The following is a 25261-nucleotide window of genomic DNA, read 5'->3' on the forward strand; positions in this document are numbered from 1 at the left end:
AGAAAGCAATTAATCTCTACTTAATTAACTTATGAACTATTTTAATCTATTCAGCAACATCCTGATCACCAAAGGAGCAACCCGGATACTCATCTCAGACCTGCAGAGAAATGCGTCAGAATTGTATCCATTGGAACTGTATGAGCTTATAGCAGAGCTGAAAACTCATTCTATTGAAGATATCCTGAAAGGTTATGATAAAGAATCCAGATCAATTGTTCAGGAATATATCAATCTCCTGCTGGAAAAAGAATATGGATTTGTCACTGAAAGCGATTGGGACAGAAACTTTCCTCCCCTTTCTTATGATTATCATGAACCCAGCATCATTACAGATCTCTTTGTAGAAATGGAAGACATTGAGTTACTGAAAAAAATAAAACCTTCTATAGAAAACCTTGGAAGTAAGCATTTGGTTATTTACAGTATAAAACCATTAACAACAAAGGAATTTATAGAAATTGATGATATCTTTAAAACCTCAGTATTATCAGGAATAGAAATATTTTCTCCCTTTCATCAGGAAACAAACCTATCTTTTATACAGGTCCTTCAAAAAAATACAGTCAGAATATACAGCCTCATTTTCTACAATTGCCCGAAATCTCCTTTCAAAGCTAAAGATGAATATAGATTCTCACTCCATTTTCTGGAAGATGATCTGAAACTATTTGCCTGTGGAAAAGTGGAACTGAAATATTTCAATACCAACCTTCCAAAAGTGCTGGAAGCCAAGAACTACAATTCCTGCCTGTATAAAAAGATAGGCATTGACAGAAACGGTAATATCAAAAACTGTCCGCTGATGATTGAAAGTTTTGGAAATATCCATAATCACAGCCTTGAAGAAGCAATAGTTCAACCTGATTTCAAAAAATATTGGAATCTCACCAAAGACAATATAGAAATCTGCAAGGACTGTGAGTTCCGATATGTCTGTACAGACTGCAGGGCATACACCGAAAATACCGCTAAAAACAAAAAGGGACTAGATGTATCAAAACCTTTAAAATGTGGCTACAATCCCTATGCGGGAAAATGGGAAAACTGGACAAAGAATCCTTTAAAGCAAAAAATTTTTCATTCGCTGGAACTCAGATAATACTTTTTCTCTTGTAGGATTCAAAAACCGCTTTTAAATTTCATTTAAAAGCGGTTTATTATCTTATTGTAAATTGATTAGATCTTATTTGAAAAATTTCCATTTCGGGATAATGGCAAGCATTCCGAATCCTGTAAACAGGAAAAGATTGGTAACATCTGTATACAAAAATGTAGACAGATAATAATTGTGCATAAAGAAGTGCATCACCAGCAAAGCTGGAAACATAAAGATCCCTGCTTTTCTGTAGAAGAACATCAATACCAGCCCCAGCATCATCAGTACATCAATTGAAAAAATAACGTAGAAATACCACCTTGGAATCTGCAGGTATTCATGCTGCAGATATTCATCCACATCAATTCCCAAGCCCATTATGGTAAACAACATCAAAGCTGCAAATGCCAGAACAAATCCCCATCCTTTCTTCGGATCTTCGTCAAAATAACTGTATTCTTCCATACCTACAAAAATAAAGAACTTATGAGAGATTTCATAAGTTCTTTTATAATTATTCGTTTAAAATTTGACTTACACAGAGATAGCGTTGATCAGTCTGTTTTTGTCACTTAAGAATTCTTCCATAGAAATCATACTTTCAGTTCTCATTACGTCCTGAATGTCATCTATCTGGTAAATAATTCTTTTAGCATCATCAGTATTCTTGGCTCTTACTTTACAGAAAATATTATATTTCCCGGAAATAACGCTAGCCTCAATTACGTTTGGTAAAGTTGACAATTCTTTCAATACTTCCTGAGTACGGTTTGATTTTGTCAAAAGGATACCTATGAAAGCTGTAAAGTGGTAATCTAATTTACCATAATCGATATTAAGAGATGATCCCAAAATAATACCTGCATCTTCCATCTTTTTCACTCTTACGTGAATTGTTCCAGCAGAAACGTCCATCTGCTTTGCAATTTCAGTAAAAGGCATTCTTGTGTTTTCTACTAAGAAATCAAGAATCTTCTTGTCTATTTCGTCCAGTTGATAGTTCATATTAGTTAAATTACAATTTCTTTAAAAAATCTATGTATTTTTTGCAAATTTACGAAAAATAATTTAACTAAAAAATATATATCAAATATTAACAATAATTAACACAGATGATAAAAATCATTAAAATATTCTAATTATTTAGCATTCGATTTTATAGAATCTGTTTTTATTTCACCTTTTGCATCTGAAGTTTTTTTATCTTTTTTCTTCTTTTTAAACAAAGAATTGAAGCTTTTACTCCACACAACCCCTCCACCATAAGCTTGGTTAGCAGAACCGTTTGTACTCACCATTCCGATGTTCGTAGGTTTGGAATAAGCACGTATAACCAGCGTACCGTCATTCTTTTTAGACAAATCATACTCTACAGACCCTTCTGTAGACAAATAATTGTTTTGTGCGCCATCTGTCTTCGATAATGGGATACCCAAACCGGTTTTTATATTTACTCTTGGAGAAAGAGCTACACTCAATCCGGCATTTGCTCTGTCACCAAAATTTGAATTCTGGTCCCCTTTTACATAATTCAGGTCAATCTGAAATTCATTACTCATGGTATTAAGTACAGATCCCAGCTGTTTCAGTAACATATTGTATCCGGAAGATTCTGCTACATTTCCTACATTCACATCCACCCCGCCGGAGTTTGATACGTTGAAGGTACTCAATAGCAGGACGGAACCAAACTGAAGGACTTTCTCTCCTTCCTGGCTCATTTTCGCCGCAAGAGTTTCCCTTACCTGACTGGATACATCCATAGCGGTTACATTAAGATCAATATGAGGGTCTACCAACGACTGGGTAATATGAGCCTGAAGCAAAATACTGATAGGTTGCAGTTTCCCCATGCTTAAGTATTCCCCGGCATTGGAAACCATCCTCATATAGTTGGCATTAATGTCTAATGCGGGTTTCATAGCATCACCATCCCATCTGATACTACTGTTCCTTTCTATCTGGAAAGTTTTATTAAGAATGGCTTTGGAAACAAAGGTTCCGTTATCTACTTTATAGGTACCGCTCATCGCAATATTCCCCTGCCTGTTCATGTGGAATCTCAACGGGTCCGCTGATCCTTTTACGGTAATATTTCCAACATCATCACCCACCAGTACATTTACGGTGGTTCCTTTATCTACAGCCAGATTGAAATCAATATTCATATTGGCTCCCGTTTTTTTCTTTTCTTCCAGCGTAATCAGACCGTCTTTTCCTTCTTTCAGGAACCTCAGCATTTTGAATTCCTCAACATTGGAAGTGGAACTGGAATTAAAGGTAAAGGTACTTCCGTTAAGTGCCTTCATATTAGGAGTGGTGATACTCAGTCCCGAAACGGGTCCGTCTACGTAGAGATCCCCCTGCCCGTAGACTCTTCCCCAGAACAGGTCAAAATCTTTTTGTGAGGTATTCAGCATCAGCAGGTTGTCTGCTCTCATTACGAGAGACACCCCCATTGAAGAAAGGGTTTCAAACTGAATCGCACCGGAAATATTCCCTTTGGAATTGCTTCTTCCGTCATGCACCTCAATATTGTTGAGAATCGCAAGACCTTTCGTCAGCTGAATCACAGTGTCATCAAACGCGTAATCTACTCCCGTGAATAACAATTTTAATCCAAAATCTTTTAAAGCAATATCTCCATTGTAATCCAGATTGCTAAGCTTTCCATTGATTTTAAGATCTCCTGTAGCCTTACCACGAATGTTTCCAAAAATAGTCTGTACAAACTGTTGGGTAAATGACAGGTCAAAATCACGCATTTCTGCGGTAAGATCAATGATCGGCGAAGAAGTATTATTATTGACAGTTCCTGTCAGATTAAGGCTGTTATTTCCAAGTACTCCCGCAGAGTGTACTTTTACATCAATATCATACACATTCAGAGAGAATCCATTAGTGGCAGAAATAGAGATATCCCCCATATCATTGCCATTCATCTTAATATCATCAATGGTAAGATCTACCAGTGGCTGCAGTGTGCTTTTATCCATTTTGATTTTCACACTTCCATTGGCAAGCCCCTTTATATCCATGGTGTTTCCTCCGGACTGCATTTCAAGAAGCTTTTCCACAGAAAAGTCATTGATATCAGCATCTACGTAGAAATCTTTTGCCGATTTAAACTGTGCTTCTTTAATAAACAACGCACTTTTATCAGAATAAACCCTTAGGTTTCTGATATCAAAATCTCCGGTTTCTCTTCTATATGTAATGGAATGATTCAGTTCCGGACTGGTATCAATAGCCCAGGTAACTTCATTAAATTTCACTTCAGTAGGTTCAAACCTGAATACATAATCTCCTGCTGCATCCGTAGACTGATCTACATTGATGGCATATTCTTTAAGCTTTTCATTCAATTCATCATCAGGGCTTCCGTGTTTAAATACGGTCGCTAAATGAAGAGTATTTCCGTTTTCATTATTTCCTTTAAGCTCAAAATCTTTGATTACGTTTTTGTTGTAAACCACTCTATTGATCTTCGCATACAACTGCTGGTTAAGGTCTGCTGTATTAATTCTAACTTTAACACTATCAACCATAGCACTGTCTCTGTTGAGATTCTTGCGGTCATTCACTTTATAATCAGGATTGGAAGCTGCCAGCGCTTTATCAGCATCGGTAATTTCCTCTTCCTTCGTCATGATATATTTCAAAGAAGCTGCATCCAGATTCAGAATCAGGTTATTTGAATTTCCGTCATATTCTCCTTCCACCAATGCTCCGTTCGGCAATCTCAGGTCAGGTAAAAAGTAATTGACCAATCCCTGCTGAATATCAAACTTCAGGGCAAAATTCTGCCCATGGTACAATTTTCTCGGTGGCGGTCCTACCAAAATTCGTCCTACCCCATTTTCTACCATTCCGACAAGATCTGCCAGGCTGTATCTTCCGGATATTTTACCCGTAGCTGCTCCCGGCGCATCTACATCAATCACACGCCCTCCTGCTTCTACGAATGTTTTCAATTTGGCATTCGGAATATTATATTTTTGAGTAGCCGTAGCAAAGTGAAGATTATTAGCGTCGACATCTAAAGTAAGATCGTTAATGGAAGACATGGCCATCTTCCCATCAACCTGACCGCTTACCACCTGGCTGCCAGGTTTATTGGTAAAATAGTTCATGTTCAGGTAAGTAACGTCTGCATTCACATCCATTGCTACTCTTGAAGTACTGAAATCTATCAATCCTTTGATCGTAGCTTTTGCCTGCTCATCATTGACGGTGATAAGTCCGTTGTATTTTTTATGATCCAATAATCCGTCCAGATAGAGATTATTGATCGTTTTATCCATAATTTCAATACTCGCAATCTGAGATTTGGTTGTCAGACGCATTGTATTCACATCAAAGCTCTGCCCGTTCAGATCAAATTTACCGGAAATTAAACCTACTGTTTTATTTTTTGTAATGACGGAGGTATTAAGATCTTTTACATCAAGATATCCTGAGTATTTAGGCATCGCTGTACTATAGCCTGTCAATGTCAGCTTAGAAATTTTAGCCTGCCCGATTCCTGTCATTAAGTTTCCGTTATCCACATAGATCTGATCCGGATTTACTCTTGCCGTTCCGTTGTACTTTAACTTTCCGAAATCATCTGCAAAGTTCTTCATCTTTTTGGAGATAAAGGAAGGCATCATTGCTTTTAAATCTTTATACGTAAAATCTGTAGAAAGGTCTTTCGTTTCAATCGCAAAATGTCCTTTCAGCAGATTGTCAACCTTCATTGTTTTGGTTGCAATATTAACATCAGGGTTTCTGATCAGAAAGTTTTCCAGGTGAAATTTATTTAAAGGCCCCGTCATCGTTCCCGAAAGATTAAACGGTTTTATATTATCCCAGTTCGTTACAAAATAACTGATATCGTAACCGCTTATCTGGCTTCCCTGCTGAATATTCATATCCCATCGTACCCTGTCAGCAAAGTCTGACCATGAACCGTCATGAAGATTAAATTTAATATTCCCCTGAAGTAAAGTATGGTCTGTATTCAGTGTAAGATCTTTTAACGATAAAAACTGTTTCGTTAAAGACAGTTCTGTGGAAAAGGTATCTACAATATGAGATTTCCCCCATCTTGAAGTGACAAATGACATGTTATTGATCAAGGCTGAAACATTCGGACCGTTGACCTTAACATTGGGTGCTTTTAAATTGAACTTGGTCGCTGTAAGCCATTTCCCTTCTTCTCCGGGAGAGTTTTCATTAACAATAGAAACTTTAGAATCAATGATCTGTACTCTGGAATTCAGCTCAAAAGGAGGTTTTTTAGGATCTCTTTTTTTCCCATCATCAAAGAGTTCTGTAAATCTTACAAAGTTGGAGATACTGTCTCCTTTATAGGTAATAACTTTTACATCAGCATTTACAAGGGTCAGAGAATTGAAACTTAGAGAATTGCTTTTTCCGGAGATGGCATTTACTGCAAGGGATATCCAGTCAGAATCTGCACGGAATTCACGGGCTGTAATAAAATCAAATCCTTTATAATCTTTTACTTTTAAGCCTTTTATGGTTACATCACCAAAGTAGTTTACATCTACACTTTCTGTGGAAAAACCTGATTTAAAATCTTTATTTACAATCTGAAGAGCCTGATCTGCTGCCCATTGTTTTGTGACCGGAAGATTGATGACAACAAGTATTCCTCCAACAAGAACAATACCCAGCCAAAAGAGAATCAAAAGGAGTTTTGCCCACCATGTATAGCTGGTAACATCCTTCACCGCCTGCTTCCCAAACTCTTCAGCTGTTTCCACAGGATGATGTAGGGCATCTGAAGCCAGCTCAGATGCTTCTTTCACTGTCTCCCGCACTTTTCCTTCTACATTTTCGACAGTTTTTTGTACCTGATCCCCTAGGTTTTCAGCTACTGATTTTTTATTCTTATTCTCGTTATTATTCTCTAACTTTGCCATTATTATGAGCGACTCTATAATTTTAGGTATTGAATCGTCCTGTGACGACACCTCAGCAGCTATCATCAAGGGAAATTCTATTCTTTCAAACATTGCCGCGAATCAGGCCATCCACAAAGAATATGGAGGTGTTGTTCCTGAATTAGCTTCACGGGCCCATCAGCAAAATATTATCCCCGTTGTTGAAAAATCTTTTTCTAAAGCAAATATACAACAAAATGCTATCTCTGCTATAGGATTTACACGTGGACCTGGACTTTTAGGATCTCTTCTTGTAGGAACATCATTTGCTAAGTCTTTGGCTATGAGCCTTAATGTTCCATTGATTGAAGTAAATCACCTTCAGGCACACATTTTAGCCCATTTCATCGAAGATGCAAATCCTGTGCCGCCTACCTTTCCTTTCTTATGTCTTACCGTAAGCGGAGGGCATACCATGATTGTATTGGTAAAAGACTATTTTGACATGGAAATCATCGGGAAAACCATTGATGATGCCGCCGGAGAAGCTTTTGATAAGATCGGAAAGATTTTTGATCTCGACTACCCTGCCGGACCTATCATTGACAGACTCGCTAAAGAAGGAAATCCTGACGCTTTTACATTCAATAAGCCAAAGCTGGAAAACTATGATTATTCTTTCAGCGGAATTAAAACTTCAGTATTGTATTTCATTCAGAAAGAAGTCAGAAAAAATCCGGATTTCATCAAGGAAAATTTAAATGATCTCTGTGCTTCTGTACAAAGGACTATTATCGAAATTCTGATGAATAAACTTGAGAAAGCAGCCAAAGATCTCAATGTGAACCAAGTTGCTATCGCAGGTGGTGTCTCTGCCAATTCTGCGCTGAGAAAAACAATGGAAAACAACAAAGAAAAGCTGGGCTGGGATATCTACATTCCCAAATTCGAATATACTACAGATAATGCTGCAATGATCGCCATGGTAGCGAAACTGAAATTCGAGAGAGGAGAGTTTACCGATTTGAGAACTTCAGCAACAGCAAAATATGATTTATGAAAATACTCTTAGAAGAAAAAATACTGGGGACACAGTCTAAAAAAAATTCAAAATATTACTGGGTATTAGAAACCATTACAGGAAAAAATGATAACCAGGAAAATTCTTTAGACTATTTTCCATCAAATTCTGAAAAAGGATACATTCAGGATATAAAAGAAGAAATTTTAAAATCAATAAATTCTGAACATCTTTTTAGTTTTCCTTACACTCCCAAAGAAGGAGATTATTTGTCTATTAAAAATAATTTGAGAAAACAGGAATACTTAAATCTGATTTTTATTAATAATAATTGGATTGAAGAAATATTCATGTGTTCTTATCGGGACTGTGATACAGACATCTATACAACTATCAAAACAGGAGTTGCATTTTTAACCCAGGATATATGAAATTATTTTACGGAGAAATAGCAGATCAAAAAGTGATCATCAACGATGAAGAGCAGCAACATATCATAAAAGTTCTTCGGATGAAAGATGGTGAAGACATTCATGTGACAGATGGAAAAGGAAAGCTGGCTGCCGGAAAACTTTTGATAGAAGGTAAAAAAGCGGGTATTGAAGTTTCTGAGATCAAAGAAAACCTGCCGGGATTCAATCCAAAGCTTCATATTGCTATTGCTCCGACCAAAAATATTGACAGAATCGAGTTCTTTGTGGAAAAGGCTGTCGAGATGGGTATTTCTGAGATCACCATTCTTGTAACTGAAAAAACGGAACGTAAAAACATCAATATTGATAAGATCAGAAAACAGGCTATTGCTGCATCAAAGCAAAGTTTGAGATTTCATTTTCCTGTGATCAATGATGCGGTAAAGCTGACAGACTTCCTAAAAAACATTGATCCGGAACATACTTTTGTAGCGCACTGTCATGAGAATCTGGAAAGAATTGACCTTAAAAATATTCCTCAACTGGAACAGCTTACTTTTTTAATAGGCCCTGAAGGTGATTTTTCTGAAAAGGAAATTGCATTTCTGGCAGAAAATAAAGTAAAAGCAGTATCTCTCGGAAATCAAAGACTGAGAACAGAAACTGCCGGAGTTTTCGTAGCAGCATGGAATTATTACAATATGATATAGATATTGAATCAAAAAAATAGTTTTCGAGCTATTGACAACAATAATAAAGGAGGCTGCTAACCTCCTTTTTTTATTTATTTCCAATCAATATTATTTTCTCTAAGATATTTTTCAAAAATCTGCTGTCCGCTTCTGATGGAATTGACCGTCCAAAGGATTTTCATTCTCAAAAGTTTCTCTTCATCTAATTTATACTCAATACCAGATTTTATAAGCTTTTGTTTCAATTCATACATACAGATGGAAGCTGCCACAGATACATTAAAACTTCTCGTAAATCCATACATCGGAATGGCCAGCGTTTCATCTGCAAAATCCAGAATTTCCTGAGATACGCCTTCCATTTCAGTTCCGAAAACCAAAGCAATAGGTTCTGTGATCTCATATTCGGGAAGCATTTTAGCATTATTTTCCAAAGAAACCACCACTATTTTGTATCCTCTGTCTTTAATATTCTGAAAGGATTCCATATTTCGGGGAAGCTTTTCTACCTCAACCCAGGTATCTGCGCCTTTTGTAACCCGAAGGTTGGGCTCAAAGCTGTATTCTTCCTGTAAAGCCACTACTTTATGAAAACCACACGCTTCCACAGAACGTACAATGGCTGCGGCATTTCTAAACTGATAAACATCTTCTACAACCGGAAGCACAAAATCTGAACTTTCCTGGGAGAAATGTTCAATTTTCGCCAGTCTTTCTTCTGTTAAAAACTGCTTTAAATATTCAAAAGTAGGTGCTAAATCACTCATCTGCATTTAGTTATTTTTTTCAATAGCCTAATGTAATACCTACGATTATCATCTTATTATCATAAAATTTTACCGTAAGCGTTTCATTCATTTTCAAATCTTTGCAAATTAACGTAATTTTGGGCTATGAACCCTAATCGGGCTCCAATTCTTAATTAAAAATAGTACATGAAGCGAAAAGTCCTGCTCATCTATACCGGTGGAACCATCGGGATGGAAAAAGATTATGAAACCGGAAGTCTCCGTGCCTTTGATTTTGGTAATATATTTGAAAAGATGCCTGAAATGAGACTCATGGAATGTGAAGTCTTTGTTCATCCTTTCGAAACACCGCTTGATTCTTCGGATATGGGGCCTGAAGAATGGAGAGTTATCGCCAACTATATTCATAAAAATTATGATGACTACGACGGTTTCCTGATTCTTCACGGAACAGATACCATGTCTTATACAGCATCAGCATTAAGTTTCATGCTAAAAGGATTAAGAAAACCCGTGATTATGACCGGATCTCAGCTTCCCATTGGTGACCTGAGAACGGATGCCAAAGAAAATCTTCTGACGAGTCTTTATTATGCCAGCCTTTATGAAAATGATGAAGCAGTCATTCAGGAAGTTGCCATTTATTTTGAGTATAAATTATTAAGAGGGAACAGAACCCTGAAATATTCTGCTGAGTATTTTGACGCCTATGCAAGTCCGAATTACCCTATATTAGGACAGTCCGGAGTGCATTTGAATATTATCAAAGACAGCTTATTTCGTTGTGATCCTGAAGTAGAATTTCATGTTGATGAACATATTTCAGAAGATATTTTATTCTGGAGAATTTTTCCGGGTATGCATCTGAGCCATTTCAAAGAGATCCCAAAAATGAAGGTTCTTATTCTTCAGGTTTTTGGTTCCGGAACGATTTTCAGCAGTGCAAAAACGCAGGAAACCCTTCAGGAAATCAGAAACAACGGAACTGAAATTGTGGTGGTAAGCCAGTGTATTTCAGGAGGTATCTCTTTCGGAAAATATGAAAATAGTAATATTTTCTCCAGAATAGGTGCCATCAGCGGAAGAGACATGACTGCGGAGACGGCGATCACCAAAGCAATGCACCTTATTGACAACCCAAGTTACTCCGGAAGCTTTGCAGATAATTTCACCAGAAGCCTTTGTGGAGAAATTACAGATTAAATTGCAAGAATAATTTGGATATTAAAGAAAATACACTATTTTTGCAATCTCAAAAAGAGAGGTGTCCGAGTGGTTGAAGGAGCTACCCTGGAAAGGTAGTATGCGGGTAACTGTATCGAGGGTTCGAATCCCTTCCTCTCTGCAAAGAAAACTAAAGCCTGTGCTAACATTAGCACAGGCTTATTTTTTGGGTAAAACTCTTTACTTTTTTATCATTTTTTGATGGCAGATCTCTACCCATTTACAAAAGGGTTATCCGTTCTTCTTTAATAGGTATTTATACCCAACTCCATAATTGGTCATTTGTACTATACCATATCTGTTTCGTTCTTTGTTACTTTGGAATATAAAATAACCACAAAAACCAACTTAACATGACATCTACAAGTGTAAACGCAAATTCCTCAGGCAATGTGCAACTTGGAAACGGAGCACAGTTCTGGGTATATCTTTCTCCTCAAAACGAAACATCCAAGATGATTTCTACATGGAGAGTTACATTCTCACAGGGAAACTGGAGTGATTCCATTTCAAGTGAAAATCCTACCAAGCAAATTCACACCCCTAATCTTTCAGGGATCTTTGATATTAAGGTAGAATTATTAAGTGCATCTACCGGTACATGGCGCCAGATTCCGCCTCAGGCCGGAAGTTATAATGAAATAGGCTGCAACTCCAATTGCGCCTCTATGGTAGGGATCGTTGCTGATAGCACAAAACCTCCTATTGGAGCGATCAATGCTCATTTTTGGACCACATGGGATGCCATGTGTAAGACAGGAAAAAACTAAACTAAAAATCACAGTCCACAGTTCCATAAATCAGAATTGCCACAGTATTTACTATTGTGGCAATTTGATGTGAAATAACAAAATTTCCCATAGCTCATTTTTCACTACATTAGCCTATTAAAATATGATTTGATCAATATGTATAAACTACGAACAGCCTTCCCTTTGCTGTTATTTTTAGCTGTTTTTCTAGTTCCCCAACTTACAAAAGCCAGTGCTTACTGGATGGAAATTCATGGGTCGGGAAAATTAAAAGATCCTGTAAAAATTCAGGTCTGCTATGGCTTTATTAATGATCTTAGTGAGCGCCACCGTACTACCGGACCGGAATTTAATGAGATTAAGAATTTCAAATTCTATATTCTTAACATCAAAGGAGAAAAGTCAAAGCTTGAATTACAAATGGTGGGAGATCATTGGGAAGGAACTTTCACTCCTGATAAAGAGGGAAGCTACCGGATTCTAGGAATGAATGATCAGCTGCCTGTGCTGCTACGTTCTAAAAATCCTCAGGAAAATGTACGTCCTATCGATTTTATGTGTGGTGATTACCATGTTGGACAGCATTCCAATATGGCATCCCCTACCCAGTTTATGGATATTATTCTTCAGGAAAAGAATGGTGTTTACACGGTTTCTCCATATCGGAATATGAAACCCGTAGAAAAGGGAACTCCAATCAGAATATTCAACCCTGAGAACTGGGAAAAGAATATTTCAGTTGATGAAAATAATCAAGCCGTTTTTAAACCGACTCTTCCGGGATTGTACGTAATCAGGCAAGACTGGCAAGACAATACTCTAGGAACATTTCAGGGGAACACCTATGGAAAAATACGGTATCGTAATAATTATTGTCTCTGGATCAACTGATCTTCTTTAAATCGACAAAATAAAAATCCCGGATCATGTGTCCGGGATTTTCAATGATTATCATCTTATTTAAAACTTTAAAGAAACGCTTCCAAGAAAACGCGATGGAGCCTGAGGTGTCAAACGTACAGACCACGCTTTTTCATTGGTAATATTATCGAATTTCAGTCCTACTCTATATTTTAGCTGATCATAGAATATCCCCAAATCAAACATTTTATAAGATGGAATAATGACTTTGGCCGTTTGTGTATTCGTCTGATAGGAAGATGATCCCATATTTCCACCACCACCTATTCCAAGGCCTTTCAATTTACCTTCAGAAATCCTGTAACTGATCCAAAAATTGTACATATTGGCAGGTCCTGACAATGCAGGTCTTAAACCATTAACGGAAGGATTGGCATTGGTATATTTACTGTCGTTATAAGCATATCCTGCTACAATATTCAATCCATCAAACGGGTTGGCAGTAATTTCAGCTTCTATTCCTTTGCTTAGCTGTGTTCCGTCCTGTATTGAATAGTTGATATCATCAGGATTGGTTCTTAAAATATTATCTACACGGATGTTATAATAGCTTAATGTTCCTACCAGTCTGTGGTTGAAAATATCTGCCTTCACTCCAAACTCTAACTGATTGGCATACTCTGGTCTGAATGTATTTCCATTAATATCTACTCCACTTACATTATTAAAACCATTCATATAATTTCCAAACAAGGAAAGTTTATTCTTTAATACTTCGTAAACAATTCCCATCTTAGGTGAAAGAGCCGTCTGTCCATAAGGTCCCGATTGGGTTCCACTATTGCTCAGTCCTCCTTTGATCTCTCCTGTTGTGATATCATATACTCCTTTAAACTGAAACCGGTCTACCCTCAAACTGGCCATCACCATAAGCTGGTCGGTGATATTGAATACATCTGATACATACGCAGCATAGGTATTATCACTATTATTTTCTTTTCTGAAAGCAGACGTTGCGGTAAGGGCATCAATTATATTTTGATTGACTCTAAAATCTGCTGAAGGATGAACAAAGTTGAACACTTTGGTATTGGTATGATAACGGTCAAAATGATTGGAATTGTTATAATAATCCAATCCTACAACCATTCTGTTTCTGAAACGTCCGATATGAAAATCTCCAATAAAATTCTGCTGTATATTGGTCGCAATAAACGAAGTTGTACCAACCATCACCTGAGCACTTGCTGTAGAGTCTGTTTTCCCGTTAATCGCAGAAATATACCCATTGATTGTAGATCTTGCGCGGGATAATATAGTCTGTGAGGTCCAGTTTTCAGAAACTTTATAATTCAATTGAGCAAAGATGTTCATCATCTGTGTTTCATACGCCAGATCATCACCCAGGAATTTTTTATAGTAGGGAAACTTCATATCCGCAATAGACTGGGTTTTGTTGCTTCCTGTATAAGGATTAAAACGAACAACGGATGTTCCCTTTGCCTGGTTGAATTCCACATCCAGAAGAAGCGACATACGATCGTTGATCTGATAAGAAAAACTAGGAGCAATGGCTAAAGAATTGGTAAATCCGAGGTCCTGAAAACTCTTTTCAAACGTTCCTGCAGCGTTAAGACGGAAAAGAGCTGTTCTATCTTTGTTTACCGGAGTATTCACATCCACTGTCAATCGGTTATAACTCCAGCTTCCTCCTACATAGCCTACTTCCCCGCCAAATTTATTATACGGTTTTTTCGTTACTCTATTGTATACACCGCCATAGCTGCTGGCTACACTTTTCCCAAACAAGGTAGCCGACGGCCCTTTAATAGCTTCTATACGTTCCAAATTTACAGGATCAATTACTGAAAATGCAGCTCCCGCCACACCGTTTCGTGCGTTAGGTTCTGTTTCGAATCCTCTTGAACGAAATGTTACTCTTCCCTGATTGGCAATCATAGGAACTCCGGCTCCCGGCACATTTTTGGAAATACTTCCAAGATCTACCGCCACCTGTTCTTGAAATAATTCTTTGGTAACCGTGTTGTAGACTTGTGGATTTTCTAAATTTTTCAACGGCAGCCTTGCTACAAATCCGCTTTCCTTTTTGGAAAACCTATTTGTATTTTTCATTATGACAACCTCCTGTATCGCCTGAATATTTTCTTTTGTCAGCTGATAGTCAAGTTTTGTATCTTCACCTGCTTTCACTTCAACAGAAAGACGGACTTCTTTGCTTCCAAGAATCTGTAATTTTAAAGTGTATGTTCCCGCGTTAAGGTTTGCAAAATGATAATTCCCATCATCATCTGTCAGGGTCTGGCGGTCTGTTTCCAACAATGAAACTGATATAGCTCTCAGAGGCTGCCCATCTACCATATTCACCTTTCCGGTTATGCCTCCCTGTAAATCCTGAGCATACAGAGTTGTAAAACTGAGCAAAGAGAATAAGAAGATTAGAAATCGTTTAAGCCATTGTATTTTGTGGTGGGTTGCAATATCATTCCGTGTGGTAATTCCAGAATGAGCCATATGCCCCAATGAGAGCACACATTCATTTGATTGTATCATTTTTCAGCCTTATTTAAAATAATTATAAATAAAAGTGCAAAATAAAGAAATAGCAAATTCTCCCACAATATTAATTTGAACTATTCTAAATAAATTTTAAATCCTCTTGAGTTTGTGCTTAAGTTAATGCATGGGGATAATAAGTAAACCAAGTAGTAAGAGATGTTCTTGCTTTAACTTATTTATGGAAGCACCGCTTTACCGCGAGTTGTTAACAAGTTATCCACATGTTATCCGCAATTTATTTTATTCCTAATTCTATCCTAAATCAGGTCCTTATTTTGTCTTGTTTTTAAATAGTATTAAAAGATTTTGAATAAACATTTTATGAACAAAGCTTCTAAATTTGGCAGGATAAAGTATTCTTTCTGCGTATCAACAGTATCCTTATCCGTTTCATGGTTTCGCAGTCATTTTAAGTCAATTATAAAACAGTTATCTATACTATTGAGCATGAAGAAAATTTTTGCAGGGCTATTTTTATTGGGATGCATAGGAACTTGCATCAAGGCACAGATCAGTCCCCCCGGATTGGGAGATGCCCATAATGCATTCTGGGGTGCTTTCGGAGTGAAGCGACAGTTGGATTCTTTAGGTAAGAAACAGGCTTTAAGCTATATTGCTATCGGAAGAAAAAGCAGCCCGGATAACCATAATTTATTTTCAAAGCAAGCTATCATTGTTTTAAATCATGAGGTATATCATTCCTTTGCTCCTCATCAACAATACAGCTATGCGATCAGCTACCGCAGGCAGCCTCAGTATGAAAGCACAGCCCCTTATGACAAAGAAAATACAGAACAGGAATTCAGGATATACGGAAGATATGCCTACACTTTTGAACTTGGGCAACAATGGAAACTGAAAAATACGGTGCGGCAGGAATTCAGGAAGTTTTTTGATGCAGACTTTCATAAAGTAGAGGAAGATTTTCAACTGCGAACCCGTATCAAGAGTCAATTGACTTACAATTTATCCCCTAAAAACAATCAAAAGCTGGCATTGAGTGCTGAAGCTCTGTTTTCTATAAGTCATCTCAATGAACCAAATTCTGAGTGGGGATCATTCGGATACCGTGAAATGCGTATTGCAGCTTATTATATGTTTACAATTCCCAATTCTCCTTTTACAGTAGATGTAGGATATATGGATGACCTGATCAGAGGCAGCAAAAGTATTCATCATGGTGGCGTTCATTATCTGGCTGCTGATGTGATCTGGAATATCCCTTATAGAAAAAGATAATCTATAAAGAACATATAACAAAATCCCAATCATTATTGATTGGGATTTGTTTGAAAAACATAAGTTTTTCCGCAATATAATTAAGTATGAATGTTTGGTGTAAAATCTTAATTGCACAAGGTCAGAAACTGGCGGCTCATCTGTACTTTGAATTTCGCCTCTGATCTTGAACTGGCATAAATAGTTTGTTTAAAAGCATGCACATTTTTCAGTTTCTGATCTATGAATTCAGCAATCTGCACAATGGAGAAGAGAAAATCCCTATATACCGCCATATTAACCGTCTGGCCATAGTAGGGAAGATAAGCCTTTAAAAAAGGAATGGCTTTCTGATGCCTATTGTAGCTGATACAAAACCCTACCCCTTCTACCGATGTGATGACAGCATAGTTATTGATATAGTCCAGAATATTTTTACTGCTATCCAGGGCATTGGCATTTTTTGAACAAAACTTATTGATCTTATCGAGAATATGCTGGGCATATTCCATCATCGAAATATTTTTAAATTCAAATACATGGTGCATCGCATTGGCTGGCGAGTTTCCGTTTTCACAATCAATACAGAAAGAGATTCCGATTTTCTCATGGTAAGGAAAAAAGCAGTCTTTAACTTCTATGGAAGCATCCTGCTTTAACCTGTCTTCTGCAAAATTGTAATAGACATAGGGGCTGTAAAGTTCAGCCAGCGCTTTCAGATAATCTGTTTCGCTGGTGTTATGATATTCTTCAAACCATTTTTCAAGGTTATCGTAATAATTACTTTCAAAGTCGTTAAAGTTTAAGTAAAATGGCAATTCCATAGCTCTGTAATTTTGATATGACAAAGCTATACTCGTAATGCGACAAAACTTGACGTAATATATTTTTTGTAAAAAAGATTTGAAAGATTGTTAAGTCAAGGATTAGTCATTATTAACGCTAATGTTCGCAAGGTTTGTTAGGTAACGTTTTATATTTTGTTCGCAAAGGCACTTCTTTCAGCCAGGATCTTAGTTTATACATTGCTTTTGCGATCGGATTTAAAAACAATAAAATATCTTAGCGAGCTTCGCGTTAAAATAAAAACTCATAAGCAAAACAAACTGACTCATTTATTTATCATAGTTTTTCATGATGTATTCAAAATAATGAATCATTTTCAGGTAGTTTTCGATGCTGAGATATTCGTTGGTACTGTGAATGCTCTGCTGTTCTGCACTATTGATCTTAATGGGCATAAATCGGGATACGTTTTTGCTCACAATCTCATATTTACCGGCATCTGTCCCTGCCATGGTAAGGTATGGAGTAACAATCGCTCCGGGATGAATTTCCTTCACTCCGGCTTCAATTAATTTAAAGGCTTTTGTATTGGTTGGAGAAATTGCGGAAGCTTCTCTTGTATTGTCAATTTCTTCTACCTCAACATCAAAACCTTCAGTCGCTTTAGCAATGTGATCCCTTACATCTTTCACCGAATTTCCGGGAAGGAGTCTGAAATTAACGACAAATTCCACTTCAGGAGAAAGCACATTGGTACCATCACTTCCTTTCATCATGGTGAGAGCGGTTGTCGTTCTTACCAATGCATTGGTCGTATTATTTTTGGTAAGCTGGGAAATCAGTACAGGTTTTAACAACCATTGATTCGCCAGTGCCATTCTTGTCGTAAAGGGCATTTCTCCTCCAATATTATTAAAAAACTCTTTAATGAGTGGCGTGATTACAGGTTTCATCTGATGATCTTCCAGACGCTGCATAATAACGGCGGCTTTTCCAATAGCGCTTTCCATAGGAGGCATAGAAGAATGTCCGCCCAGTCCTTTTACTTTTATTTTTGCGGAAAGAAATCCTTTTTCAGCACATCCCACAACGGCAACATCTGTATCTATTCCCGCTACATTTCCCTTTCTCATAATCAGTCCCCCTTCGTCATAAACGGCATCGAAATTCAAACCTTTTTTCTTAAAGTAATCGGCAATCTGAATTGCTCCTTTTTGTCCGCCCACTTCTTCATCAAAACCAAAAGCCAGATAAATATCGCGCTGCGGAATCTGTTTGCTTTTGATCATAGAATTCATAGATTCCATTAAGGAAAAAAGCATTCCTTTCATGTCGATCGCTCCTCTTCCATAGATCCTTCCATTGGCAACCACTCCTGAAAAAGGGGAATATTCCCAGTCTTCTGATACTTTTGCAACAGGATCCAGCGGCTTATCATCCGGACGGAATATGTTTTCTTCATTATTTTTGATATTGGCATCTCCCGGAGGAACAACATCCATATGGGAAAGGAATAGAATAGGTTGCAGAGACGGATTGCTTCCTTTAAGTCTGAACACCAATCCATACTGGTTCACTTCAACATTTTCTGTATTCTGATATACTAAAGGATAAGATGTTTTTAAATAGGTTTTGAACTGATCAAACGGTGCATAATTGAATTCACCCAAACTTCCGGTAGAAACGGTAGGAATTTTTATTCCGCCCGAAAATCTCATTACGGCAGAATCATTTTTTACAGGTTTCCACCCCTCACCTGCTCCGATATTATTTTTCTTAAATGGATAGGTGTAGGTTTTGATTAATACTACAGCAGCCAGAATAATAATGATTCCCAAAAGGAGTAAAAGAATTTTTTTCATAGCGGTTACGTTTTTGTGAAGTGGTTTGATCCTATAAATATAGCAAAGTATTTGGTCTTTAACAATTCACTTTGAACTTTCAAGGGTAAAACACTTTAAGAATTCACAACGGATAAAACTATATGAACCTGTCCCCATGATGAAAATAAGATCGTCATTAGGACAAAAAATAGTATGAAGAATATTCTGCACATCATTTCCAGCGCGAGAGGAAATCTATCCTACAGTAAAGGTCTCAGTTCGGCTATCGTTGACAAACTTTTGCAACAAAACAGGAATCATCAAGTCACTGTACAGAATCTGGTGAAGGATGCACCACCGTATGCGGATGAAGAATCAATCTATGAGTTTTATAAAGATCCTGGATTGTATGATGAAAAAAGTAAACGGCTTCTTTCATATGCCAATACGATTGTGGATGAAGTACGTGAGGCTGATATTATTGTCATTGGAACTCCTATGTTTAATCTGGGAATCTCAACCCCTTTGAAAGCATGGCTGGATCAGCTGATCCGGGCGGGAGTTACGTATGTTTTTGATGAACAGTGGAACCGTTTGGGACAGTTTAAAGATAAAAAAGTGTATCTCGCTGTTGCTTCCGGCGGAAGAAGTGCTGAAGATGCTCCGGATTATATTTCTGCTTATCTCAAAGATGTTTTCAGAAGTTATACCGGAATTACGGATGTTGAAACGTATCGTGTGGAAGGGACTATGGAAAATGGTTTCAATCCAGATTATGAAAGTATTCTGAAAGACTTTTGATCATAGATACTACTGTTTTAAAATTTTATTTTTAACGCAAAGTTTTTAATTGTGAATCTTGAATAGAAGGAAGCAAAGATGGAATCAACAAGTTGATTGGATGAAGCTTTGAAATTAAAAGAATATTTTTTTTTAAAGCAAAGGCGAAAAGGGTTTTAATTCTGATGTGTTTTTTAAGGCGCAAGAAAATCAAAGATTTTCAGCAAGGAAATGATGATAGAATTCTCGTGCCTTAAAAAACTTTTATTGTCATACCTATCTTGGTGGTTTATTCTGCATAAATTGAACGATATTTCATTTTTCTAATTCAGGATTTCGTTCATTTGGGTTAAAATGATCGGTTTTCCGTCGGTCACTACAATGGTGTGTTCATGTTGGGCCATATAGCCACCTTTGTTTCCTACCATTGTCCAGCCATCTTTTAATTCTACAGCAATATTGGAATCGGTAGAAATAAAAGTTTCAATCGCCACGACAGAGTTTTTCTTAAAACGTCTGGAATCATAGCGGTTTCTGTAGTTCAGCAATTCATCAGGCTGCTCGTGTAAGCTTCTGCCTACTCCATGCCCGGCAAGGTTCTTAATGACTTTAAGACCTCTTTTCTTCGCTTCTGTTTCCATTAAATGTCCTATATCTGCGATTTTCACCCCGCCTTTTATGTTGCTGATCGCTTTTATCAAAATATCTTTAGATGCTTCCACCAATTGCTGATGTCCATGAATATCTTTTCCAATCACAAAAGAACCTCCATTATCCGCCCAATATCCACCCAGCTCAGCAGAAACATCAATATTGATCAGATCGCCTTCTTTCAAAATCCTTTGATCTGTCGGAATACCGTGGCAGAATTCATTATCCACGCTGATACAAGTCCAGCCCGGGAATCCATACGTCAGATAAGGAGCAGACTTTGCCCCGAAATCTTCCAGAATTTTAGCGCCATACTCATCAAGATCTTTTGTGGTCATACCCGGTTCAGCATAATCCATCATTTTCTTCAAAGTATAGGCAACGGCTTCACTTACTTTTTGCATTCCGATCATTTGATCTTCGTTGGTGATTGACATATTTGTTTGATTATTGTTGATTGTTACAAAGTTAGGAAATTAAAATATTCCGATACGTACCGTTTTAAATCCTATTGAACAAGTAATAAAACTTTATGAAGAAAAAATCGCGTTGTATGAACGTATTCTGAAAGAAAAGGATGAAATGATGAGCAGACTGGAAAAGTTGCTTGAAAAATAACAGACAAAAGAATAAAAACCACTGCTGATACAGTGGTTTTTCTATTTTTGGACACGAGCGAGACGCTCGCGCCAGCGTTTTTTTTATTCTATAATCTTTTTATAACAATTCTCCCCATCATGGTAGCCAAAGCAAAGTACAATATTCTTATCTTTTTTCTCAAAAAAAGTAGTATAAGTCATATCAGTATCATTCACATCTTCTGGAAAGGCAATTAAATCTTTATCAAAATTTAAATAAAAATCATTAAACTCTATTGTGTTACCTTCTAATTTGTATTTCGAATTGTAATTCAACAATTTCTTCCCTTTTATATTGTAAATTACTCTGTTATAAACCCCATCCTTGTTAATCGTTAAAGTGTCGTATGTATTCTTGTATGATATGGGTGAATATTTTCCATATATATCTTCATTACTAATATTTTGGCAAGAAAATAAAAAAGGTAATAAAATTAAACTTATACTTTTTTTCATATTTATTAAATTTAAGTTGTTCGATTTAAAATCTAGGTCTTGTTAGTATGGTGGTGTTATAGCTTGTTTAAAAACGTTCTTTAAGGTTGGGTTAATTACTTTTTTTTGAATTTCGGAGTTGCTTTCAGTCCATATATAAGTCTGATATGTATTTCCAAAGCTTTTTAACTTTCCTTCGATTCTTTCAAAATTATTTACTGGTAATCTATAAAACAACGACTCTTGTGACTTAGAATCAGTCATTAAAAAAAGTGTTTCATCTCCTAATTTATACCAAGACACATTTGATCTTCCCCACATTTGCTCATACCAATCAAAATTTGCTTTGATGGGGTTAGCTTGAAGATAATCCATTTTAACAACTCCTTTTGAATCTTTTGAATTTAGTGCTTTTTGTCTTGCTAAAGAAGAATATGGAGACGATGGCTTATCTAGAGAAGCAAAAGGACCATCATTAGAATCATTAAAATCACTAAATAGACTGCGAGCAGTTCCACTTCCTCCAAAATATTCAATTGCTATAGTTTCCCATCCTACATCTTTTCCTCTATGAGTATAACCTCTAATAATAGATTCTCCGTCTTTAATAATATTTGAAGCTCCAGTTTATCGACTAACTACTTTAGTGTCTCCATTTCTTTGATGGTAAAAATCTATTTTATTTCCACCTAAATTACTAATCATCTTGCCATTCTTATCATACTCATTATACAATCCCGTAAATACATTTCCTCCCGAAGATTCACTACTTGTAGACATCGTTGCTACATAAGCTGAAAACATCGCTTGTGCTACCTCTTCTCTATAAACAGTTCCTGTTTGAAAAGCATCATTCCCATCAGGATCAATAAATAGCACAGGATTATTTACCGCATAGTTATAAGGACTTAGAGAATTGTAATTCTCAGACATCGCATCCATCACCCCCCATCTTCCCAGATCGGGCATCATCATTCTCGCTCCATAATCATACATACCTGTTTCCTGCAATTCTTTCCCATTATATTTATAAGAGTAATAACTTCCAAAGCCAGATGTGCTGAACGAATTTGAAATATGGTTTAATCCAAATGGATAGTAATTGTTGGTGTCTGTAACTTCAAGAACTCCTTCTCTGTTTTTTGCAAAACTTATCCTGAGTGAACTGCGTTCGCAGCCTTCATAAAAACCTCTCTTTAACTCGTCTGTCAAGTGGTCTCTGTACTGGTAAATATAGCGGTTTCTTCAGAACAAATAAAACAAAACCACTGCATCAGCAGTGGTTTTTTGTTTTTATTATTGGACTCTCACGCCAGTTGAAAACATTCAATTTACCTGTATTTTTTCAGTATTTTCTTTATCCAAAGCTTTTTGTTTGAAAATTCTTTCTCTACTTGTTTTACCTGTATAAATAACCAAACATAGAATCAAAGTCATTATGATAAAGAAATAATAATAATATTTTTTATCATAATCATTATACTTGTTAAAATCGTGAAATCCATCTTTATACAAATAATAACCTATGATAAGTCCAATTGTTATACTGACCAAAATATAGGAATTTCCAGAAAGTGTAGTATAATTATTATCATAATATTGGTAAACCAAATTAGAAAGATTCACTATTAAAAAAACAAATATAATAGTAAAAATTAAGAAAGTTGTAAACTTAGCTAATGCCTTATTTCTGTTATCCGCCTTATAATAATAAATATAGATGTGGTAAAAAAGTAATCTTATAAATTTAATCATATGAAGTTAAAATAAAGGTTTATTATTATTGCCATGCTGTTCTATTAAAGCCATTCCTCCAAAGTATAATAATGATGCTGCAGCCCCATAAGGTCCTATAAAACCCACGGCTCCCATTATACCGTCAGCAATAGCTCTTGCATTTGAGATATTTCCCTGTTGCCATTGATAACCTGTATTTAATAAACCAATAGCACCAGCAGCTCTTCCTGTCCATTTTAAAACTGTTGAGGTTCTACTCAAAGTTTGGGCTGATAGTGGTAATCTTGTGCTTATCGTTTCAGCAAAAATACTACTTTTTGTTATACTTGAAGCTGCATTCCATTTATTTAAGCCCCAAGAAACTAAGTGAGAAGACCCTTCAACAGTTCCTGCAATGGATGTAATTGTTTTAGGGTGTCCTTGTACCCAGTTAAAAACTCTATCTGCAACTTTTTCATAATCTATAGGGTTGTAATTAGCAATTTTTGCTCTATGTATTCCTCCAAGATCTATGTCTGAATAGATATCATCACCCATTCTATAAGCATCTTGGGTAGCAGTACCCGTATACCATGTCAGCTCCGTATCCCCAAAGCTAAGTCCAGACATAGATCCTCCGTTATTAAAATAATTAAATATGGATGCTGCTGCTTTTCCAGTAAAGGTATAACCACCACCGCCCTGGCCTTCATTACCTAAGGCTTCGGTTCTTATCATTGCTCCCCCCTCATTACGATAGAATAATGGCATATTCTGTTCATTTGAACTTAAGCCGGTTCTAAACATGAAATCTGCAACAGCACTTCCATTAGTGTATCCTCCCTGCAGGTTATCTACGGTAAGTCTTCCATCCGGATCTGTAAACCTTATCGGATTATTATTCCCATAATGGTAGGGGGTAAATCTTCTGGATGCTTCAGCTAAGGGATCTATAACACCCCATCTTCCTAAATCCGGCAAATACATTCTTGCTCCATAATCAAACATTCCTGTTTCCTGAAGTTCTTTCCCATTATATTTTAAAATTAGAGCATTGAATTTCAATGCTCTAATTTGTTGCCAATATGTTTGGAATATTCCCCTTGTTTATATTCTTTAATTAGATTCTAAATTATTTTCAGTTGGTGATGTAAAATCAAAAAAAACTTTTGAATAGTCTTCTGCGAAAACAAACAGCCTACTCGTAATATTATATCTTACAACAACAAATTTTACATATTCAACAGATTCGTTTTTAATTAAAAGAAGATTATTTAAGATCTCATATGTTAATTCTTTTATACTTTCGCTTTTAGCTAATTTATTTCTTCCTTTATAGGACATAATTACATCATGCAACAATAAAGGATGATTTGAATATGAAATTTCAAAATCATTTAATTGAGGATCATATTCTTTTATTTTACAATATATCAATTTTTCCAATAACATTTTGTTTTATTGTTAAGACATCGGGTTATATTTAATTGTTTATATCCCGCCATAATATTCCTAATATTTGAGTCTCTTTATCATTGATAAATATAGTAAAATCCTTTTCGTTATAATCAAAGTTAGAAATAATCACACTTTTACTATTAAATATATTAAGATTGTTTAATAGTTCATCATAGCCTTGAATTTTTAAATTTTCATTTACAGTATTATTGATTTCATTTCTTACAGAATATATAAAATATGCTTTATTTTTATCGATAAGAATATATTCAAATTTATCTATTGATTTTAAATAATTATATATGGTTACATATAAATCATTATCACTTTGCTTTTTAAATAAGTTCAATATTCTTTGAAAGTTGCTTTTTTCCATTTAGTTGTGTTTTACTATTCCAGAAATTAATACTTCTTGTTTATTTAACGGGATAAGGCCTTAAAATTTAGCAGCACCGACAGAGACAACGTCCATAGCTG

Annotated in this window: 23 protein-coding genes, 1 tRNA gene and 1 pseudogene; 11 read left to right on the forward strand and 14 right to left on the reverse strand. The window is 36.2% G+C overall.

The window, feature by feature from the left end:
* Window positions 1-31: 31 nt before the first annotated feature.
* Window positions 32-1102 carry a grasp-with-spasm system SPASM domain peptide maturase gene (gene gwsS / locus DBR39_RS02615; protein ID WP_124530730.1) on the forward strand — a complete coding sequence of 357 codons (1071 nt, stop codon included), beginning with the start codon at window positions 32-34 and terminating at the stop codon, window positions 1100-1102.
* Between the two features lie 84 nt (window positions 1103-1186).
* Here gwsS and DBR39_RS02620 read toward each other — a convergent pair whose 3' ends face one another.
* From DBR39_RS02620 to DBR39_RS02630, 3 genes are all read right to left on the reverse strand, one after another.
* Entirely contained in the window at window positions 1187-1564 is a 378-nt protein-coding gene (locus tag DBR39_RS02620; RefSeq protein ID WP_124530731.1) for a hypothetical protein, read from the reverse strand.
* Between the two features lie 69 nt (window positions 1565-1633).
* Window positions 1634-2104: an Lrp/AsnC family transcriptional regulator gene (locus DBR39_RS02625; RefSeq protein ID WP_034696982.1), complete on the reverse strand. Its 471-nt coding sequence runs from the start codon at window positions 2102-2104 to the stop codon at window positions 1634-1636.
* A 134-nt stretch (window positions 2105-2238) separates the two neighbouring features.
* On the reverse strand, window positions 2239-7029 hold the full coding sequence (locus DBR39_RS02630) for a translocation/assembly module TamB (RefSeq protein WP_124530732.1): 4791 nt from the start codon (window positions 7027-7029) through the stop codon (window positions 2239-2241).
* 4 nt (window positions 7030-7033) lie between these two features.
* Between DBR39_RS02630 and tsaD the strand changes: the two genes are divergently transcribed.
* The 3 genes from tsaD to DBR39_RS02645 are packed head-to-tail and all read left to right on the forward strand — an operon-like array spanning window position 7034 to window position 9134.
* Window positions 7034-8050, forward strand: a complete 1017-nt coding sequence (gene tsaD / locus DBR39_RS02635) for a tRNA (adenosine(37)-N6)-threonylcarbamoyltransferase complex transferase subunit TsaD (RefSeq protein ID WP_124530733.1) — start codon at window positions 7034-7036, stop codon at window positions 8048-8050.
* Window positions 8047-8442 (forward strand): hypothetical protein, encoded by a 396-nt coding sequence (locus DBR39_RS02640; protein WP_124530734.1) that lies wholly within the window; start codon window positions 8047-8049, stop codon window positions 8440-8442. Before tsaD ends, DBR39_RS02640 begins: the two co-directional genes overlap by 4 nt.
* On the forward strand, window positions 8439-9134 hold the full coding sequence (locus DBR39_RS02645; protein ID WP_124530735.1) for an RsmE family RNA methyltransferase: 696 nt from the start codon (window positions 8439-8441) through the stop codon (window positions 9132-9134). Before DBR39_RS02640 ends, DBR39_RS02645 begins: the two co-directional genes overlap by 4 nt.
* Before the next feature lie 74 nt (window positions 9135-9208).
* On the opposite strand, the gene DBR39_RS02650 is transcribed toward DBR39_RS02645, so the two are convergent.
* Window positions 9209-9889 carry a TrmH family RNA methyltransferase gene (locus DBR39_RS02650; RefSeq protein WP_103231623.1) on the reverse strand — a complete coding sequence of 227 codons (681 nt, stop codon included), beginning with the start codon at window positions 9887-9889 and terminating at the stop codon, window positions 9209-9211.
* Window positions 9890-10051: 162 nt separating this feature from the next.
* On the opposite strand from DBR39_RS02650, the gene DBR39_RS02655 reads away from it, so the two are divergent.
* The 4 genes from DBR39_RS02655 to DBR39_RS02670 all read left to right on the forward strand — a co-directional run bounded on the left by DBR39_RS02655 (window position 10052) and on the right by DBR39_RS02670 (window position 12732).
* On the forward strand, window positions 10052-11068 hold the full coding sequence (locus tag DBR39_RS02655) for an asparaginase (RefSeq protein ID WP_124530736.1): 1017 nt from the start codon (window positions 10052-10054) through the stop codon (window positions 11066-11068).
* Between the two features lie 55 nt (window positions 11069-11123).
* Window positions 11124-11210, forward strand: a tRNA-Ser gene (locus tag DBR39_RS02660).
* Window positions 11211-11442: 232 nt separating this feature from the next.
* Window positions 11443-11859: a hypothetical protein gene (locus DBR39_RS02665; protein WP_103231625.1), complete on the forward strand. Its 417-nt coding sequence runs from the start codon at window positions 11443-11445 to the stop codon at window positions 11857-11859.
* A gap of 138 nt (window positions 11860-11997) precedes the next feature.
* The gene (locus DBR39_RS02670; RefSeq protein ID WP_124530737.1) at window positions 11998-12732 is read left to right on the forward strand and encodes a hypothetical protein; all 735 of its coding nucleotides are present in this window, start codon (window positions 11998-12000) and stop codon (window positions 12730-12732) included.
* 69 nt (window positions 12733-12801) lie between these two features.
* Here DBR39_RS02670 and DBR39_RS02675 read toward each other — a convergent pair whose 3' ends face one another.
* Window positions 12802-15273: a TonB-dependent receptor gene (locus DBR39_RS02675; RefSeq protein WP_124530738.1), complete on the reverse strand. Its 2472-nt coding sequence runs from the start codon at window positions 15271-15273 to the stop codon at window positions 12802-12804.
* A 453-nt stretch (window positions 15274-15726) separates the two neighbouring features.
* Here DBR39_RS02675 and DBR39_RS02680 point away from each other — a divergent pair, with 453 nt between their 5' ends.
* Entirely contained in the window at window positions 15727-16518 is a 792-nt protein-coding gene (locus tag DBR39_RS02680; protein WP_185147118.1) for a DUF2490 domain-containing protein, read from the forward strand.
* Between the two features lie 107 nt (window positions 16519-16625).
* Here the strand turns inward: DBR39_RS02680 and DBR39_RS02685 are convergent, their stop codons facing one another.
* On the reverse strand, window positions 16626-17321 hold the full coding sequence (locus tag DBR39_RS02685; RefSeq protein ID WP_124530740.1) for a hypothetical protein: 696 nt from the start codon (window positions 17319-17321) through the stop codon (window positions 16626-16628).
* A 291-nt stretch (window positions 17322-17612) separates the two neighbouring features.
* On the reverse strand, window positions 17613-19145 hold the full coding sequence (locus DBR39_RS02690) for a M20/M25/M40 family metallo-hydrolase (protein ID WP_124530741.1): 1533 nt from the start codon (window positions 19143-19145) through the stop codon (window positions 17613-17615).
* Between the two features lie 174 nt (window positions 19146-19319).
* Between DBR39_RS02690 and DBR39_RS02695 the strand changes: the two genes are divergently transcribed.
* Entirely contained in the window at window positions 19320-19907 is a 588-nt protein-coding gene (locus tag DBR39_RS02695) for an FMN-dependent NADH-azoreductase (protein ID WP_124530742.1), read from the forward strand.
* A gap of 302 nt (window positions 19908-20209) precedes the next feature.
* Here DBR39_RS02695 and map read toward each other — a convergent pair whose 3' ends face one another.
* The gene (gene map, locus DBR39_RS02700; RefSeq protein WP_124530743.1) at window positions 20210-20974 is read right to left on the reverse strand and encodes a type I methionyl aminopeptidase; all 765 of its coding nucleotides are present in this window, start codon (window positions 20972-20974) and stop codon (window positions 20210-20212) included.
* 88 nt (window positions 20975-21062) lie between these two features.
* Here map and DBR39_RS24440 point away from each other — a divergent pair.
* Window positions 21063-21155: pseudogene (locus DBR39_RS24440) on the forward strand (XRE family transcriptional regulator); the annotation flags it as partial.
* An 83-nt stretch (window positions 21156-21238) separates the two neighbouring features.
* Here DBR39_RS24440 and DBR39_RS02710 read toward each other — a convergent pair.
* The 6 genes from DBR39_RS02710 to DBR39_RS02735 form a co-directional block, all read right to left on the reverse strand.
* A complete protein-coding gene (locus tag DBR39_RS02710) occupies window positions 21239-21631 on the reverse strand; it encodes a hypothetical protein (RefSeq protein WP_103231633.1) in 393 nt (130 codons plus the stop codon).
* A gap of 42 nt (window positions 21632-21673) precedes the next feature.
* Window positions 21674-21985 (reverse strand): hypothetical protein, encoded by a 312-nt coding sequence (locus DBR39_RS02715; RefSeq protein WP_124530744.1) that lies wholly within the window; start codon window positions 21983-21985, stop codon window positions 21674-21676.
* A gap of 252 nt (window positions 21986-22237) precedes the next feature.
* Window positions 22238-22822, reverse strand: coding sequence for an RHS repeat-associated core domain-containing protein (locus tag DBR39_RS02720; protein ID WP_228447752.1), 585 nt, complete (start codon window positions 22820-22822; stop codon window positions 22238-22240).
* A gap of 549 nt (window positions 22823-23371) precedes the next feature.
* Complete coding sequence (locus tag DBR39_RS02725) at window positions 23372-24391, reverse strand: RHS repeat-associated core domain-containing protein (RefSeq protein ID WP_228447753.1); 1020 nt, start codon at window positions 24389-24391, stop codon at window positions 23372-23374.
* A 51-nt stretch (window positions 24392-24442) separates the two neighbouring features.
* Entirely contained in the window at window positions 24443-24772 is a 330-nt protein-coding gene (locus DBR39_RS02730) for a hypothetical protein (protein WP_124530746.1), read from the reverse strand.
* Between the two features lie 37 nt (window positions 24773-24809).
* Window positions 24810-25160 (reverse strand): hypothetical protein, encoded by a 351-nt coding sequence (locus DBR39_RS02735; RefSeq protein WP_124530747.1) that lies wholly within the window; start codon window positions 25158-25160, stop codon window positions 24810-24812.
* Between the last annotated feature and the right edge of the window lie 101 nt (window positions 25161-25261).

It is taken from the genome of Chryseobacterium sp. KBW03 (assembly GCF_003852415.1).
Lineage (GTDB): Bacteria > Bacteroidota > Bacteroidia > Flavobacteriales > Weeksellaceae > Chryseobacterium > Chryseobacterium viscerum.